Origin of the sequence: Tabrizicola aquatica (assembly GCF_002900975.1) — a bacterium.
GTDB lineage: Bacteria > Pseudomonadota > Alphaproteobacteria > Rhodobacterales > Rhodobacteraceae > Tabrizicola > Tabrizicola aquatica.
The window spans coordinates 14,314-30,222 of record NZ_PJON01000001.1; the positions used below are offsets into that span (position 1 = coordinate 14,314).

The following is a 15,909-nucleotide window of genomic DNA, read 5'->3' on the forward strand; positions in this document are numbered from 1 at the left end:
AAAACGGTGAGGGAGTCTTCCGCTTCGCACATCACGGCCCCAGTCCAGGCAACGATCCACATGGGGGATGTGGCCTCGGCGGCCGCCGGCCTGCTGTCGACCCTTGCGCCGGTCAAGCCGGACCTGGTTCTGATCTTTGCGTCGCCCAGTGCCATGCTTCCCGTATTGGCGGCCGAGATGCGCAAGGGCCTGCCTGCCAGCACAAGGATCATCGGCTGCTCCTCGGCCGGGGAGTTGTCCGGCGAGGGCTACTGCAATGGCACGGCGGTTGCGATCGGCTTTCCCGCGCGCAGCTTCCGGTCCGAGGTGCTGGTGCTGGACGAGTTGTCACGCCTGCCGGTGTCGCGCTGGATGACCGGGTTGCGCGACATGCTGGCGCGCTTCAAGCCTGACCCGGGCCGCAGGCTTTTCGGGATTCTGCTGGTGGACGGGTCGTCTCAGCAGGAAGAGGTGCTGGTTGCGACGCTGGATGCCGCGCTGCCGCATGTGATGGTCATGGGGGGCTCGGCCGGCGATGACCTGGATTTCTCGCAGACCTTCGTGATCGCCGATCAGGCCGTGTTGCAGGATGTTGCGATCCTTTGCCTGATCGAGACCGACCTTGATGTGCGCGACCTGATCTTCGACCATTTCCGCGCCACGGAAACCCGCATGATCGTCACCCGCGCCAATCCGGCGGAACGGCTTTTGCTGGAGATCAACGCCGAACCCGCCGCCGAGGAATACGCCCGCATCGTCGGGGTTCCCGTCGCCGAACTGTCGCCGCTGGTGTTCGCCCGGCATCCCTTGCTGGTGAACATGGGGGGGCGGTTCTTTGTCCGTGCGATCCGCCAGCAGACCGAGGAGGGCGGGCTTTTGCTGATGTCCTCGATCGACACTGGCGCGGTGATGTCGCTGGGCCTGGCCGAGGACCTGACCGAAGGCTTCGAGGCGATGTTGCGCGGTCTGCCCGCCACCCCGTCGCTGATCCTGTCCTTTGACTGCATCCTGCGGCGGCTGGCGATGGAACATGCGGGGCTTGGCGGCGTTATCAAGGATATCTTCCACCGCTACAACATGGCCGGTTTCAACACCTATGGCGAACAGCATGGCGGCATGCACATGAACCAGACTTTCGTCGGCCTGGCCTTCCTGGACCCCGAGAGGCACTAGATGCTCCGAGACGGAGATGATCTGGAACGCCGGATCGAAAAGCTGGGCCGCATCAACGCCGCCTTGATCGAGCGGCTGGACCATTACGACAAGACGCGCGGGTCGGCCTGGTCGCTGTTCCAGGCGGCGCTGGCGCTGGAGAAAGAGGTGGCCGCGCGCAACCGCGACCTGGAACGTGCGCTGGCGGACCTGAGCCAGAAGAACCACGAACTTGCCGCCGCCCGGCTGGCCGCCGAGGAGGCGAACCGGTCAAAGACCCGGTTCCTGCGCGCGGCAAGCCACGACCTTTTGCAGCCGCTCAGCGCGGCCCGGCTGTTCCTGTCCAACCTTGCAACGATGGAGCTTGGGACCGATCAGTCCGATCTGGTCAAGCGGTTGGGCAATTCGTTCGAGTCGGTGGAAGAGTTGATCCGTGCCGTCCTCGACATCTCGCGCCTTGACTCGCAACGGATCGAGTTCAACCGCAAGGCCGTGGTGCTGGACGCGCTGTTCAATCGCCTGCGCGATGAGTTCGAGGCCCCCGCCGCCGCGCGCGGCCTGCGTCTGCGGTTTGCCCGAAGCTCGTTGGCCGTGGACAGCGACCCGGTCTTTCTGCGCCGGATTGCGCAGAACCTGGTCTCCAATGCCATCAAGTACACCGATGCGGGCGGTATCCTGGTTGGGGCGCGCCGACGCGGGGGCCAGGCCTGGCTGGAGGTCCACGATACCGGCATCGGGATCGCGGCCGAGGATCACGACCAGATCTTTGCCGAATTTCACCGGCTGGGGCAGGATGGTTGCGGTGAGCCCGGCATGGGACTTGGCCTGTCCATCGTGAAGCGTGCCTGCGCCAAACTGGGCCACCCGGTCGAACTGGACAGTGAACCGGGGCGCGGTTCGGTTTTCCGCATCGGGCTCGAGATCGTGGCCCGGAACGCTCCGATCCGCACGTCGGGCGCACGGCAGCACCCTGACCGTGATCGGCTGCGGGGGTTGCAGGCCCTGATCGTCGAGGACAATCCCGCCATGCGGCATGGCTATGCCGTGACCCTGCGCAATAGCTGGGGGATGCGCACGCATGTGGTGGAGGGCACCGCCGGGGCGCGCGCGGTCCTGACGGAAATCGGGCTGCGACCGGACCTGATCCTGGCGGACTACCACCTGCGGGGCAGTGACACCGGGCTGCGGACCATCACCGTCCTGCGCGAACTGACCGGGGCGGAAATCCCGGCCATCGTGGTCACGGCGCATCGCAACGCCGCGATGGTGCGAAACTGCGCGCGCCATGGTGTGCGGGTGCTGGAGAAACCCATCCAGCCCGAGGACCTGCGCCATGCGCTGCTGCGGCTGGTGGAAGAGCGGACATAGGGAAGGGATGCGCGATGACCAGACGGCTTGCGATCATACTGTCAGGTCTGGTGCTTGTCGGGCCAACGCAGGCGGACACCATCACCGACAGCCTGTTCGCCGAAGGACTATTCTCCACCCTCGCCCCGGGAGAGGAGATCACTTACGCGCATGTCCGAAGCGGCCCCGCGGGCATGGAGTTCCCACCCGTGACCGAGGGGGCGATGGTTCTGTCCAAACCGACAGAGGACGCGGCACACCTGTCCTTGACCCTTGTCGCCGACCTGCGCAGGCGCAGTCTTGGCGAGTTTTCGGCAGAGGGCGGGAATCCCGTGGTGCTGGTGTTCCTTGAATCCGTCGCCCGGAACGTGGCGGCGCTGACTGGCGGCAGCCCGTTCTACATCCGCAACCGGATCAAGGACGCCCTGCGCAGCGGGGGCGATCCGACCAGTGCCCGCGAACCTTTCGCCGGTCGCGTGGTCGCGGCACAGGCCTTTACCCTGCGCCCCTTCACGGACGATCCGAACCGGGGCCGCATGGGCGACCTTGCCGACCTGACGCTGCGTTTCGTCGTGTCCCCCACGGTTCCGGGCCACGTCCTGAGCCTGAGCGCGGATACGTCCGATCCCGCGACCGGCTACCATGAGACCATCAAGCTGACCGATGCGGGAAAGGGTGGCGAATGACCCGGGTTTTGCATGTTGTATCGGCTCTCTGCCTGGCGGGCGCCGGGGTTGCGGCGGCAAATGATTATCCCACCGAGGCGCGGGCAAGCTATGTCTTTGGCTGCATGGCCGTGAATGGCCAGACGCCCGAGGCGCTTCGCAAATGCTCCTGCGCGGTCGATGTGATTGCGACGATCCTGCCCTATGACGCCTATGTGGCCGCCGAAACTGTCCTGACCATGCGGCAGACCTCGGGCGAGAGGTCCACGCTGTTCCGCGACACCGCCCCCGCAAACGCGACGGTTGCCGATTTGCGACGGGCGGAAGCCGAGGCGGAGATCATCTGTTTCTAGGCCCGGCAATTCGGCCGGCTGAAGTCAGCCCGCCGCCGCCAGGGCATGGCGCATGGCGGCCACGGCCTCATTGATCCGGGCGGGGTCCTTGAGGAGGCTGCCACCCAGAAGATAGACCACGTCGCCGCCATACATCGCCTGCATCTCGGCGGCGCGGGCCACGCTCATCCCGCCGCCGGGGCTGGGCAGCATGGGTCGGCCGGGTCCGTCCGGGGCGCGGCAGGCAGTGGCGATCTGCTGGCACTCGGCGGCGGTAAAGCCGAAGCGGCCGCCGACGTTCGGAAAGACCGAGATGTCGGACCCCGCCAGCCGCTGGATCGTGCCGAACAGGGCGCCGTGGTCGATGCCGTTGTCCGGGGCAAGGACATAGGGTCCAAGGAATGAAGGGTGGGTCATCACCGGCAGGTTCAGGCTGGCGTCCCGGGCGATCCGGTGGACCAGGCCAAAGCCGAAAAGGCCCGGCATCACCAGGACGCCATCGGCGCCGGCGTCCTTCAGAAAGCGCAGGTTCGCCTCGATCTCTTCCGGGCGGCCGGAGAGGTTGGGGAAATACAGGGTCTTGCGCCCGGTTTCGGCCCGGGCCTTGGCCATCGCCTTGCAAACCGCCTCGACCCGCGCACGGAAGGGGGCGGTGGGCTGGCCGGCAAGGCCGTGGTCCTCTTTCACGATGTCGGCGCCGCCGTGGACGCAGCCGGCGGCGAGGCGGGCAAAGTCCTGGGGCGCAAGGCCCATGGGTTTCAGGACCGGCGCGATCATGCCGCCGGTTTCCCGGCCGGACAGGGCGCGAATTCCGGCGATGCCGAAGCGCGGGCCGGGCATGCGGGCGGCCATTGCGGGGCCGGGGTCGATCCCGGTGACCCGGATGCCCTGCTGGATCGACGAGTTGCCGAACACCACGTTCAGGAACTGGGTGAATTCGTCCCCCGCGCTGTCCGGAGAGTAGCTGACCACGGCCTGCCAGACGCCTTCGGCCAGTTGGCCCACCTCCTCGACGCGGCCAAGGATCTCGTCCTGAACATACCCCGCAGGCACCACGTCGCGCGGGATTTCCACGGTCTGCTCCAGCGCGATGCCTTCGGCACGGGCTTGCGCTTCCCCGTGCGAGGTGGCCCGCAGGCGGTAGGTGACGGCAAAGCGGGACATTACAGCGCCTCGGCCTTCACAAGGGAATGGACCGCATCGATCCGCACCGCGCCAAGCGCGGCCTCGTCGATGTCGGTGGCCTGGCCGGTCAGCCGTTCCACCGCGTGGACCAGAGACAGCGCGTCCATCCCGTAGTGCTGCATCAGATAGGGGCGCGAGCCGCCGTGGGCGTAGGTGTCCTGCAAGCCCAGCCGGATCAGGCGGCGGGGCAGGCCGGCCTCGGCCAGGGCTTCCGCCACCATCGAGCCGATCCCGCCGGCAACCAGGTGGTTTTCCAGCGTGATGACGCCGTGCCGAACGCTTGCGGCGTGGTCGACGATCTGCGCCGCGTCGAAGGGTTTCAGGGTATTCAGGTGCAGGTGGCGGACCGAGACCCCGGCGCGGGCCAGGGCGCCACGGGCACGAATCGCCTCTTCCGTAGTGATGCCGGCGGTGACGACCAGCACGTCGTCGCCTTCGGACAGGACCCGCATCCGGCCGATCTTCAGCGGTTCGGTGAACAGACGCGGCACCGCGCCGCGCAGGATGCGGCAGTAGACCGGGCCGTCGACGGTGTCGGCCTCGGCCACGATGCTTTCGACCTCGGTCGCGTCGCCGGCTTCCAGGACGGTCATGTTCGGGATGGTGCGCATGACCGAGATATCCTCGATCGCCTGATGGGTCATGCCGCCGGGGGTGGTGACGCCGGGCAGAAAGCCCATCAGGCGGACCTTGCGGCGGGGATAGGCGATGGAGGCCATCAGCTGGTCATAGGGTCGGCGGTAGAGGAACACGCCGAACGAGTGCAGGAAGGGCCGGAAGCCGGCCAGCCCAAGGCCGCCCGCAAAGGACAACATGTTCTGCTCTGCCATGCCCAAGGACAGGAACTGGTCCGGGTGGCGGTCGCGGAAGCCGTCGATCTCGCAGCTGGAGGTGAGGTCGGCGGACAGGCACAGCACCTCGGGGTGCTGGGTGGCATAGGCCTCGAAGGCGGCGGCGTAGGGGCGGTTGACCATCTCCATGTCAGTGGGCCTCCAGCGTGACGGGGGGGACGCCAAGCTCGGCGGCGATGTCATGGTTCATGCGGGCGCGTTCCTCTTCCGACTTGAAGCGGACGTAGTGGAGGCGGGGGAAACGGCTCATCAGGCTTTCCATGCCTTGGGTGGGGCGGGAATGGGCCAGCACGATCAGGGGCCGGCCGGGGTGGGGGGTGGCGCTGGCCGCGCGCATGGCGGCAAGGTCGTGGGCGTCGCATTCGGCGACCACCGCGCCGAAATCGCGGAACTTGGTGGCGATGTCGCCCACGGTCATCACGTCATCCATAGCGCCGTCACACTGCTGGCGGTTCACGTCCATGATGGCCCAAAGGTTGTCGATGCCATGGTGCGCAGCGGCCTGCACTGCCTCCCAGGTCTGGCCTTCCTGCACCTCGCCATCCGACATGAACACGCAGACGCGGCCGGAATGGCCCAGCCGCTTGCGGCCAAAGGCCAGGCCTGCGGCGGTGGAGAGGCCGATGCCAAGGGTGCCGTTGTGGACCTCCATCCCCGGGGAGTGTTCGGCGCCGATCATCTCGACCGAGGAGCCGTCCTTGTTGAACATTTCCAACCCCTCGGGCGCCATGCGGCCGACCTCGATCAGGCAGGCATAGGCGACAAGGGCATAGTGGGCGGGGGCGATGAAAAGCCGGTCATGCACGGCGTCGAAGGGGCCGTTGTAGCCTGCGCCAGTGACGTAATCGGGGTTCCCGGCCGAGGGCACGCCCGAGAAGGGCGGCGGGACCATCGGCATGGTCGAGGGGCCAAGGTTCAGCGCCTCGTTATACAGAAACGCCAGTTGCTCGGCGGCCGAGCAGGCCTGGCTGAGGTAGCCCCCGTTGTTGCGGATCGTGTGTTCGAAGACGCGGGCGCGGATGGCGTGGGCGACTTCCTCGGTGGTCTTTTCGTTGCGCAAGGCGGGCTCCTGGGCGGCGGGACGGGCGGGCCGCGACGGGCCCGCCCGGGGTCGGTCTTAGCGGGGCGGCAGGGTCATCCAGGGCGCCATGGCGACATCGGCATGGGCGAAGGCCGGCAGCTTGGCGCCAAGCTCTTCCATGTTCTTGATGTCCAGCTCGTTCAGCATCGCCTGGGTGATCAGGGTCGGCGGAACGATGACGCTGGCGCCCGGGTCCTCGCCCGCCAGCAGCAGCGCCAGGGTGCGGACCGAGACCTCGCCCACCACGGCGGGGTTGGTGGCGGCGGTGGCTTTCCAGGACGACCCAGCCTCGCGCATCAGCTGGATGTCGGCGGTGGACACGTCGGCCGAGTAGATCGAGACCTGGCCAGACATGCCCGCTTCGTCCACGGCGATCTTCACGCCCTTGGCGAATTCGTCATAGGGGGCGAACATCACCTGGATCGTCGGGTTGGCCGACAGGACCGAGCGCGCCTGGTTCGCGACCGAGTTCGCAATCGGGTTGTCCAGCGTGCCGAACATCGCGACTTCCTGGATGCCGGGGTTGGCGGCCTTGACCGTTTCCCAGACGGCGGCACGGCGGTCCAGCGGCGCAATGCCCGCCACATGCACAAAGCCCGCGACCCATTCGGTGCCGTGGTCGGCAATGGCCTGGTCCAGCGCCAGTTGTGCCAGAGCGGCATCCGACTGTTCCACCTGCGGGATCGCCGGGTTTTCGACGTTCACGTCAAAGGCGACGACCTTGATCCCCGCGTCAACCGCGCGCTGGGCGGCTTCCTTCATCGACTCGGTCAGGCCATGCTGGATGATGATGCCGTCCACCCCCAGGGCAATGGCCTGGTCCACCATGTCGGCCTGCAGCGCGGCGTCCTGGCGGCTGTCAAAGACCTGCAGGTTCACGCCCAGGGCGGCGGATTGCTTTTCCACGCCCGAGAGATAGGCCTGGAAGAAGTCGCCGGTGGACAGATAGCGGACGAGGGCGATGTTCACCTCGCCCGGATTGTCGAAGGGGGCCGGTGCGGCCTCCTGCGCCAGGGTCAGGGTCGGGGCCAGCGCCACGCTGGTCACAAGGGCTGCGAAAGTCCGTCTGGAGATCATTGGTTCCTCCCATTTCTCCGTTGGTGTTCAGGTCCGGCGGGCCGCTTCTGGTGTCGGCCTTGCCGAAGGTTCAGGTCCGCGACCGGCCGGCCCGGCCGGAGAGCGCGAAGGTAAAGACAAGGGCCACGACAAGGACGGCGCCCTTGATGAAATCCTGGGTGTAGTAGGGCGCGTTCAGCATGGTCAGGCCCTGCAGCAGGATGCCGACGAACAGGGCGCCGATGGCGGTGCCGAAGGCGTTGGGCTTGGCAGCCCCCAGAACCGCAAAGCCGATCAGCGCGGCCGCGACCGAGTCCAGCAGCAGGTTGTTGCCCGAGGCGACGTCGCCCCGTCCCAGGCGGGCCGAAAGCAGGATCCCCCCGATCGACGCCATGACGCCCGAGATGACATAGGCCAGCACCCGGTAGCGCGCGACGTTGATCCCGGCCAGCGCCGCCGCCTGCGCGTTCGAGCCGATGGCATACATCACCCGGCCATGCCGGGTCAGTTCCAGGAACACCCAGGTCAGGACCGCGATCACGACCAGCACCACCACCGACAGGGGCACAAGGTCAGGCAGGATAAAGTCGATGCGGTGGCGGCCCAGCATCAGGAACTCGGGCGCAAAGCTGCCCTCGGCGGTGCGGCCATCGGCGAGGACCATCCCGGTCGAGATCGAGTTGCCTTGCGTCGGGATGCGTTGCAGGCCGACCAGCAGGAACATCATGCCCAGCGTGGCCAGCAGGTCGGGCACCCGCATCTTGACGATCAGAAGGCCGTTCACCAGCCCCACCACCGCACCCATGGCCAGGCACAGAAGGACCGCGCTGAGCGCGCCCATCTCCCAGATCACCATGACATAGGCCGATAGCATCATGGCCGAGGTGGCCACCGCGCCGATGGATAGGTCGAACCCGTCCACCACCAGCGTGGCCGTGACGCCAAGCGCCAGGATGCCGGTGATCGCCACCGATTGCAGGATGAACACCCCGCTTTGGGGCGACAGGAACGCCGGCTTCAGCACCGAAAAGACGATGATCAGGCCGGCCATCAGGACAAGAAAGCCGTAGCGGATCGCAAGTTCGGTCGGGGACAGGGGTTTCATGCCGGTTCTTTCGTCTGTTCGGCCGCGCCGGAGACCTGGGCCATCAGAAGCGCCAGGTCGATGTTCTCGTTCCTGTGGTCGCCGACCACGGTATGCTCGCTCATCACCAGGATGCGGTCGGCGACTTCCAGCGCCTCGTCGATCTCGGCGCACAGGACCAGAGTGGCGCGGGTTTCGGCGCTGTCGCGGATGCGGCGGCCGATGTCGCGGCGGGCCTGGATGTCGACGCCCTGGAAGGGCTCGTCCAGGATCAGAAGGCGGCTTGCCTCGGCCATCCAGCGGCCGACGACGACCTTCTGCTGGTTGCCGCCCGAAAGCGTGAGGATGCCGTCGCGCGGGCCCTGGCAGACGACGCCCATCGCGGCGATGGCGCGTTCGGCCGCCGCCCGTTCCGCTGCGCGGCGGATCAGGGACAGGGGGCCCGCGTGGCGGGCGGTGAAGGGCAGGGTCAGGTTCTGCTGGATGTCGAAGCCGGGGATGACCGCGTTGATCAGCCGGTCCTTGGCGGCCAGAAACACGCCGGAAGCCACGGCCTGACCGGGGTTTGCGGGCCGGTAGGGCTGGCCGTCCAGTTGCAACGTCCCGGCCACAGGCGGCTCGAGTCCGAAAAGTGCTGCGGCCAGCGCCGATTTTCCAGACCCGACAAGGCCGGTGATCGCCACCACCTCGTTGCGGTGCAGGGTCAGGTCGAAGGCCCGCGCCTCGGGCTTCAGACGCAGACCGGTGGCTTGCAGCATCGCCGGGCCGCGCGGCGGGATGGAAATGTCGACCTCGGTGATCTCATGCCCCAGCATGGCCCGGACCGCGCCGGAGTAGTCCAGGCTTTGCCCCTCGAACAGGCCGGAGACCTGGCCGTCGCGCATCGAGACGATCCGGTCGGCCAGGCGGCGGATATCGGACATGCGGTGCGAGATATACAGGATCGCCACCCCTACCGCGCGCAGCCGGTCCACCAGCGCGAACAGCCGCTGCGCCTCGGCCAGCGAGAGCGACGATGTGGGTTCGTCCAGGATCAAGAGCCGCGGCCGCCGGGCCATGGCGCGGGCGATGGCGACCAGCTGCCGGTCGGCCAGGGGCAGGCCCGCCACGGGGCGGGTCACGTCGATCTCCAGCCCCACGGCGGCGGCGATGCGGCGGGCGTCCTCACGCATCTGGCGGCGGTTCAGGAACAATCCGGCCCCGTCGGCCAGCGAGTCGAGCAGCAGGTTCGAGGCCACGTCGAGGTCGGGCACCACCCCGTCGTTGATGTTCTGATGCACCGTCACCACGCCCGAGCGCAGCGCGGCGGCCGGGCCAGCCGGTGCGAAGGGCGCGCCGTCCAGCCGCACTTCGCCCGCGTCGGCGGCATGAACGCCGCACAGCACCTTGACCAGCGTCGATTTGCCGGCGCCGTTCGCGCCCATCAGCACGGTGACCTGTCCCGCCGGCAGGTCCAGGTCCACCCCGCGCAGCACCGCGTTGCGGCCGAAGGCCTTGGTCAGCCCGCGAATGGTGATGGCCTGCGGTGTCATCTTTTCCTCACTCCCCACCGTCACGCTACCGCTGGATCATCATTTGTCAATAGTGTTTGACATATGCCGCATTTTTGGAAATCCTGCCGGGCAAGAAGCGGAAAGGGGAGGAAAACCGCATGACCGCGCAAGGCTATGTCGCGCTGACGCCGGACACACTGCCGGGCCGGCTGGGTGCGCTGTCGATCCTGCGGGACCGGGTCGGCGCGCCGGAAACCTGGCAGGTGCGCGAGGTCGGGGATGGCAACCTGAACCTGGTCTTCATCGTTTCGGGTGACGCCGGGCAGGCGGTGGTCAAGCAGGCGCTGCCCTATGTGCGGCTGGTGGGCGAAAGCTGGCCCCTGCCGTTGAAGCGGTCATTCTTCGAATACAACGCGCTGATCCGGCAAGAGGCGCGGGATCCCGGCTCGGTCCCCGCTGTCTGGCATTTCGACGAGGCGCAGGCCATCGTGGTGATGGAGTTCCTGACCCCCCATGTCATCCTGCGTCAGGCGCTGATCGCGGGGCGGCAGGTTGTGGGGCTGGGCCAGCGGCTGGGCCAGTTCTGCGCCCGCACGCTGTTCCGCGGCTCGGACCTGTCGATGACGGCTGCGGCACGCAAGGCGGACCTTGCGCTGTTCGCCGGGAACGTGGAACTGTGCGACATCACCGAGAACCTGGTGTTCTCGGACCCCTATTTCGACGCGCCGATGAACCGGCACACGCCGGGGCTGGAGGGTATCGTGGCGCGGCTGCGCGCGGACCTGTCGCTGAAGGTCGCGGCGCAGCATCTGAAGCTGGCCTTCACCAGCCGGGCCGAGACGATGCTGCATGGGGACCTGCACACCGGGTCCATCATGGTGACGGATACCGAGGCCAAGGTGATCGACCCGGAGTTTGCCACCTATGGGCCGATCGGCTTTGACGTGGGGATGCTGATCGCGAACTTCCTGATGGCGCATTTCAGCCAGCCGGGCCACGAGGCCGCGAAGGGGGACCGCGCCGCGCATCAGGACTGGCTGCTGTCGGTGGTCGAGACGATCTGGCAGGTCTTTGTGGCCGAGTTCAGCCACCTCTGGCGGACCGAACGGCGCGGGATTCTGTATCAGGCCAGCCTTTATGAGGATCAGGGGCACGCCCTGGCGGCCGAGCAGGCGCTGGCCGATCTTCTGGGCCGGATCTGGGTCGATATGCTGGGCTTCTGCGGGGTCGAGATGCACCGCCGCATCCTGGGCCTGGCGCATAACGCCGATTTCGAACGGATCGAGGATGAGGGCCGTCGCGCCGCCTGCGAGGCGCGGGCGCTGGCGATGGGGCGGCAGCTGATGCTGGGCGCGGGGGCGATGCCGGGGATCGGCATGGTCACGGCCATGGCCCGGCGGATGGACAAGGAGGATCACCTGTGAAGATCAATGGAACCCCCTATCGCACGATCTGGCAGGATGCCGAGGGCGTGGTGCAGGTGATCGACCAGCGCTGGCTGCCGCATGAGTTGCGCGTGGTCCCGCTGCGGACCCGGGCCGAATTCGCCACCGCGATCCGCGACATGTGGGTGCGCGGCGCGCCCTTGATCGGGGCGACCGCCGCCTGGGGCGTGGCGGTACAGATGGCCGCCGACCCTTCGGACGCCTCGCTGGCCGAAACCTGGGAGATCCTGCACGAAACCCGCCCGACCGCGATCAACCTGCGCTGGGCTTTGGACGAGATGCGTCGGGTGCTTTCGCCCCTGCCGCCCTCGGCCAGGGCGGCGGCGGCGGCGGCGCGGGCGGTGGAGATTTGCGACGAGGATGTCGAGATCAACCGCCAGATCGGCCTGCACGGGCTGGAGATCATCCGCAAGATCGCGGCGCGAAAGCCGGGCAAGCCGGTGAACATCCTGACCCATTGCAACGCCGGCTGGCTGGCGACGGTGGACTGGGGCACCGCCACCAGTCCGATCTACCATGCCGATGCGGCCGGCATCCCGGTCCATGTCTTTGTCGACGAGACCCGCCCCCGCAACCAGGGTGCGCAGCTGACCGCGTGGGAGTTGAACAGCCACGGCATCAGCCATGACCTGATCGTTGACAACGCCGGCGGCCATCTGATGCAGCATGGCGAGATCGACATGGTCATCGTCGGCACCGACCGCACCACCGCGCGGGGCGACGTGTGCAACAAGATCGGCACCTATCTGAAGGCCCTGGCCGCCAAGGCCAATGGCGTGCCCTTCTATGTCGCCTTGCCGTCCCCGACGATCGACTGGCGGGTGCAGGACGGGGTCAAGGAAATCCCGATCGAGGAACGCAGCGGGGCCGAGGTCACCATGGTCCAGGGCCGTGCTGCGGATGGGGGGATCGTGACGGTGCAGATCTCGCCCGACGGGACCGGGGCGCGAAACCCGGCCTTTGACGTGACCCCGGCCGAACTGGTGACGGGCCTTTTGACCGAGCGTGGCCTGTGCCCCGCGACGGGCGAGGGGATGGCGGCGATGTTCCCGGACCTGAGGGCTGCGGGCTAGGGGGCCAACAGCGCCTCGGCCACCGTGGTGCCGGTGATCAGGTGGGTGACATAGCCGCCCCGGATCGCCGCCCGCGTGGCCGCGACCTTGTCCAGGCCGGGAGTGATCAGGATACCCATCTCCAACCCGACCAGCCGGGGCAGGGGGACACCGATCATCCGGTCCTCCATCGGGCCGGGGAGCTGGTGGCCGTCGGCGTCGATGAACCGGCCGCAGATCACGCCGACCGCGCCTTGCCGGACATACCAGTCCAGGTCGTCGCGCGTGGCTAGGCCGCTAAGGACGATGTGGCTCTCCGCCGTCGCGGTGCCGACCGAGAAGAGCAGCTTGTTCACCGTCTCCAGCTGGTCAAGCTGGGCCTTCAGGATCGGCTCTTCGCGCAGTTCGGCCGCCAGCGCCGCGCGGCTGACGATGGCCGGGGCGTGCAAGTTCATGCAGCGCGCCCCCAACCTCTGCGCCAGGCGGGTCGAACACGCCTCGGCGGTAAAGCCATAGGGCGTGGCCATCGAGCCGACCAGTTGCAGCACGGTCAGCGCGTCCATCGGTGCAGGCTCGATCATTTCGGCCAGTTCATAGACGGTGCGGCCCCAGGCCACCCCCAGACGGTCGCCGGGTGCGATCAGGTCGGGCAGCCAGTTCGCCGCGCCGCGCACGACGCGCAGAAACGCCTCTTCGGTGGCCAGACCTTCGTCCGGGATGACATAGGCGGCGCGCAGGCCGAAGCGATCCGTCAGTTCGACCGCCAGACGGTGCGTGGTAAAGGCAGGCGCGGCCAGGGTGATGCGGATCAGCCCCTTTTCCCGCGCCTCTTGCAGGTAGTTGACCACCGTCGCGCGCGAGATTCCCAGCGCCTCGGCGATCTCCTGCTGGTTGCGGCCGTCCTGGTAATACATCCAGGCAACCTGGATCACGGCATTCTCGCCGCTGACCTGCGCCAGATTGCGCCGCCGTGTCAGTCCGCCCATCCGGCCCTCACGCATTTGACCTTTGACAACTATATCTGACAAAAGTAGAAATTCCAAGCGTTGCCCTTGCGCGCAACGCCGTTTTGCAAGCCTTAGCAGGAGAAGCCGATGATCGCCAATCGCTGGAACGAGGCCGAAGCCCAGGCTTTCCTGACCGCCGCTGGCCCCGATCCCCGGGCGCGCGACCTTGCCTTGCGGGTGCTGACCTCGCGCCTGATCGGGCGTGACCCGGATCTGGTGATGCATGGCGGCGGCAATACCTCGCTGAAATCCACGGCGGTGGATGTGTTCGGCGAAGTGGTGGAGGTGCTGCACATCAAGGGGTCGGGCTGGGATCTGGAGACGATCGAGGCGAAGGGCCTGCCAGCGGTGCGGATGGCGCCCCTGATGCGGCTGCGGGACTTGGCCACGCTGTCGGACGAGGCGATGGTCAATGTCCAGCGGCTGAACCTGCTGGACCCTGCGGCCCCGAACCCCTCGGTCGAGACGCTGCTGCATGCCTGGATCCCGCACAAAGTGGTGGACCACACCCATGCGACGGCCTTCCTGGTGCTGGCCAACCTGCCCGAGGTCGAAGCTGCGACGAGGGAGTTGTTCGGAGACCGGCTGACGTTGGTGCCCTACGTCATGCCCGGCTTTGCGCTGGCCAAGGCGGCGGCGGATGCCTTTGACCGCAACCCCGAGGCCGAAGGGCTGCTACTGGTCAACCACGGCCATTTCGCATGGGGGCCGGATGCGCGGTCCAGCTATGACCGGATCGTGCAGCATACCAACCTGGTCGAGGCCTGGCTTGCCGACCGCCGCCCCGCGCCGCTGGTCCCTGCCGCCGCCTTGCCGGCGGACCAGTTGGCCCTGGTCCTGTCCACCTTGCGCGGGGCATTGGCTTCGGTCCTGCCCGAGGCGGCGCACCTGCCGGTCCTGGACCTGCGGGCGGGCGAGGCGGAGCGTGCGTTCTCCACTCGGGCCGACCTTGAGGATCTGGCGACGCGCGGTGTCGCCACGCCGGACCATGTGATCCGCACCAAGGCCGAGCCTTTGGTCCTGCGGACGGCCCAGCAGGGGGCCGAGGCGATGCGGGCTGCCGTGGCGGCCTATGCCGACCGCTATCGCGCCTATTTCGATACCCATGCCCCCCATGCCGACGAGCCGAAGAAGATGCTGTCGCCGATGCCGGGTCTTGTCTGGCTGGAGGGGGCCGGGATCGTGGGCGTGGGCGCCACCGCCGCCGCTGCCCGCATTGCCGGCGACATCGGCTGCCAGTCAGCCCGAGTTCGCGCCGATGCCGAAGCTGTAGGCAGTTTCCGTCCCATCGGGGCGAAGGACCTGTTCGACATGGAATACTGGTCGTTGGAGCAAGCCAAGCTGGGCAGCGGCAAGGCCCCGCCCTTGCAAGGCCGGGTCGTGCTGGTGACCGGCGGGGCAGGGGCCATCGGCCTCGCCTCGGCCCGGGCCTTTGCAGCGCAGGGTGCGACGCTGTTCCTGGTGGACCGGCCGGGCGAGGCGCTGGACAAGGCGCTTGCCGCGCTGGGCCAGGACCACGGTGCGTATGGTTGCGACATCACGGCGCCGGGAGCGGCGGCGGCTGCAGTCGCGGCCTGTGCAGCACGGTTCGGTGGCCTGGACATCCTGTTGTCCAACGCCGGCGCGGCTGTCACCGGCGATATCGCCACGCTGGACAACAAGGTGCTGCGCGACAGTTTCGAGTTGAACTTCTTTGCCCACCTTGCCTTTGCCCAGGCCGCCATCGCCCAGTTCCGCGCGCAAGCCGCCGGTCGTGGGGCGCGCGGGGCGGAACCGGGGCAGATCCTGTTCAACGTCTCGAAACAGGCGGTCAATCCGGGCAAGGGCTTTGCCGCCTATGGCCTGCCCAAGGCCACAACCTTCTTCCTTTTGCGCCAGCTTGCGCTGGAATTGGGGGCCGAGGGCTTCCGGGTCAACGGCATCAATGCCGACCGCATCCGTTCGGGCCTGTTGTCGTCGGACATGATCGCTGCCCGCTCGGCCGCGCGGGGAGTGGATGAGGCGACCTATATGGCCGGGAACCTGCTTCGTGCCGAGGTCGAAGCGCGGCATGTGGCCGAGGCCTTCGTCATGCTGGCGCGGGCCGAACGGACGACCGGCCATGTGATGACGGTGGATGGCGGCAATATCGAGGCTGCGTTGCGCTGAACCGGCTATAATGGAATATTTTCATTGTCGGT

At 67.5% G+C, this 15,909-nt stretch carries 14 protein-coding genes; 7 read left to right on the forward strand and 7 right to left on the reverse strand.

Features of this window, described 5'->3' with window-relative positions; genetic code table 11:
• The first annotated feature begins 6 nt into the window (after window positions 1–6).
• Genes CXR42_RS00090 through CXR42_RS00105 form a run of 4 tightly spaced genes read left to right on the forward strand, consistent with a single transcriptional unit; the run spans window position 7 to window position 3,496 of the window.
• A complete protein-coding gene (locus CXR42_RS00090) occupies window positions 7–1,152 on the forward strand; it encodes an FIST N-terminal domain-containing protein (protein ID WP_245875308.1) in 1,146 nt (381 codons plus the stop codon).
• Entirely contained in the window at window positions 1,153–2,499 is a 1,347-nt protein-coding gene (locus CXR42_RS00095; protein WP_103255494.1) for an ATP-binding response regulator, read from the forward strand.
• A gap of 14 nt (window positions 2,500–2,513) precedes the next feature.
• The gene (locus tag CXR42_RS00100; RefSeq protein WP_146037966.1) at window positions 2,514–3,164 is read left to right on the forward strand and encodes a hypothetical protein; all 651 of its coding nucleotides are present in this window, start codon (window positions 2,514–2,516) and stop codon (window positions 3,162–3,164) included.
• The gene (locus tag CXR42_RS00105; RefSeq protein WP_103255496.1) at window positions 3,161–3,496 is read left to right on the forward strand and encodes a hypothetical protein; all 336 of its coding nucleotides are present in this window, start codon (window positions 3,161–3,163) and stop codon (window positions 3,494–3,496) included. The genes CXR42_RS00100 and CXR42_RS00105 overlap by 4 nt, the downstream gene beginning before the upstream one ends.
• A gap of 24 nt (window positions 3,497–3,520) precedes the next feature.
• Here the strand turns inward: CXR42_RS00105 and CXR42_RS00110 are convergent, their stop codons facing one another.
• The 6 genes from CXR42_RS00110 to CXR42_RS00135 all read right to left on the reverse strand — a co-directional run bounded on the left by CXR42_RS00110 (window position 3,521) and on the right by CXR42_RS00135 (window position 10,264).
• On the reverse strand, window positions 3,521–4,639 hold the full coding sequence (locus tag CXR42_RS00110; RefSeq protein ID WP_103255497.1) for a RuBisCO large subunit C-terminal-like domain-containing protein: 1,119 nt from the start codon (window positions 4,637–4,639) through the stop codon (window positions 3,521–3,523).
• Window positions 4,639–5,640 carry a transketolase family protein gene (locus CXR42_RS00115; protein WP_103255498.1) on the reverse strand — a complete coding sequence of 334 codons (1,002 nt, stop codon included), beginning with the start codon at window positions 5,638–5,640 and terminating at the stop codon, window positions 4,639–4,641. Before CXR42_RS00115 ends, CXR42_RS00110 begins: the two co-directional genes overlap by 1 nt.
• Before the next feature lies 1 nt (window position 5,641).
• Window positions 5,642–6,571 carry a transketolase gene (locus CXR42_RS00120; protein WP_103255499.1) on the reverse strand — a complete coding sequence of 310 codons (930 nt, stop codon included), beginning with the start codon at window positions 6,569–6,571 and terminating at the stop codon, window positions 5,642–5,644.
• A 57-nt stretch (window positions 6,572–6,628) separates the two neighbouring features.
• A complete protein-coding gene (locus CXR42_RS00125; RefSeq protein ID WP_103255500.1) occupies window positions 6,629–7,669 on the reverse strand; it encodes a substrate-binding domain-containing protein in 1,041 nt (346 codons plus the stop codon).
• 70 nt (window positions 7,670–7,739) lie between these two features.
• Complete coding sequence (locus tag CXR42_RS00130) at window positions 7,740–8,753, reverse strand: ABC transporter permease (RefSeq protein ID WP_103255501.1); 1,014 nt, start codon at window positions 8,751–8,753, stop codon at window positions 7,740–7,742.
• Complete coding sequence (locus tag CXR42_RS00135) at window positions 8,750–10,264, reverse strand: sugar ABC transporter ATP-binding protein (protein WP_103255502.1); 1,515 nt, start codon at window positions 10,262–10,264, stop codon at window positions 8,750–8,752. Before CXR42_RS00135 ends, CXR42_RS00130 begins: the two co-directional genes overlap by 4 nt.
• A 119-nt stretch (window positions 10,265–10,383) precedes the next feature.
• Here CXR42_RS00135 and mtnK point away from each other — a divergent pair, with 119 nt between their 5' ends.
• Window positions 10,384–11,649 carry an S-methyl-5-thioribose kinase gene (gene mtnK, locus CXR42_RS00140; protein ID WP_103256945.1) on the forward strand — a complete coding sequence of 422 codons (1,266 nt, stop codon included), beginning with the start codon at window positions 10,384–10,386 and terminating at the stop codon, window positions 11,647–11,649.
• Entirely contained in the window at window positions 11,646–12,743 is a 1,098-nt protein-coding gene (gene mtnA, locus CXR42_RS00145; RefSeq protein WP_103255503.1) for an S-methyl-5-thioribose-1-phosphate isomerase, read from the forward strand. The genes mtnK and mtnA overlap by 4 nt, the downstream gene beginning before the upstream one ends.
• Here mtnA and CXR42_RS00150 read toward each other — a convergent pair.
• Window positions 12,740–13,708 carry a sugar-binding transcriptional regulator gene (locus tag CXR42_RS00150; protein ID WP_103256946.1) on the reverse strand — a complete coding sequence of 323 codons (969 nt, stop codon included), beginning with the start codon at window positions 13,706–13,708 and terminating at the stop codon, window positions 12,740–12,742. The two genes, mtnA and CXR42_RS00150, sit on opposite strands and share 4 nt — an antisense overlap.
• Before the next feature lie 108 nt (window positions 13,709–13,816).
• Here CXR42_RS00150 and CXR42_RS00155 point away from each other — a divergent pair, with 108 nt between their 5' ends.
• The gene (locus CXR42_RS00155; protein ID WP_180995936.1) at window positions 13,817–15,877 is read left to right on the forward strand and encodes a bifunctional aldolase/short-chain dehydrogenase; all 2,061 of its coding nucleotides are present in this window, start codon (window positions 13,817–13,819) and stop codon (window positions 15,875–15,877) included.
• The last annotated feature ends 32 nt before the right edge of the window (window positions 15,878–15,909 follow it).

What these genes read in the sequence shown, in the direction of transcription:
- CXR42_RS00100 (WP_146037966.1), top strand. Translation starts at nt 2,514, where the DNA reads ATGACCAGACGGCTTGCGATCATACTGTCAGGTCTGGTGCTTGTCGGG.
- CXR42_RS00105 (WP_103255496.1), top strand. Translation starts at nt 3,161, where the DNA reads ATGACCCGGGTTTTGCATGTTGTATCGGCTCTCTGCCTGGCGGGCGCC.
- CXR42_RS00155 (WP_180995936.1), top strand. Translation starts at nt 13,817, where the DNA reads ATGATCGCCAATCGCTGGAACGAGGCCGAAGCCCAGGCTTTCCTGACC.
- CXR42_RS00135 (WP_103255502.1), bottom strand. Translation starts at nt 10,264, where the DNA reads ATGACACCGCAGGCCATCACCATTCGCGGGCTGACCAAGGCCTTCGGC.
- CXR42_RS00125 (WP_103255500.1), bottom strand. Translation starts at nt 7,669, where the DNA reads ATGATCTCCAGACGGACTTTCGCAGCCCTTGTGACCAGCGTGGCGCTG.
- CXR42_RS00130 (WP_103255501.1), bottom strand. Translation starts at nt 8,753, where the DNA reads ATGAAACCCCTGTCCCCGACCGAACTTGCGATCCGCTACGGCTTTCTT.
- CXR42_RS00095 (WP_103255494.1), top strand. Translation starts at nt 1,153, where the DNA reads ATGCTCCGAGACGGAGATGATCTGGAACGCCGGATCGAAAAGCTGGGC.
- mtnK (WP_103256945.1), top strand. Translation starts at nt 10,384, where the DNA reads ATGACCGCGCAAGGCTATGTCGCGCTGACGCCGGACACACTGCCGGGC.
- CXR42_RS00150 (WP_103256946.1), bottom strand. Translation starts at nt 13,708, where the DNA reads ATGGGCGGACTGACACGGCGGCGCAATCTGGCGCAGGTCAGCGGCGAG.
- CXR42_RS00110 (WP_103255497.1), bottom strand. Translation starts at nt 4,639, where the DNA reads ATGTCCCGCTTTGCCGTCACCTACCGCCTGCGGGCCACCTCGCACGGG.
- CXR42_RS00115 (WP_103255498.1), bottom strand. Translation starts at nt 5,640, where the DNA reads ATGGAGATGGTCAACCGCCCCTACGCCGCCGCCTTCGAGGCCTATGCC.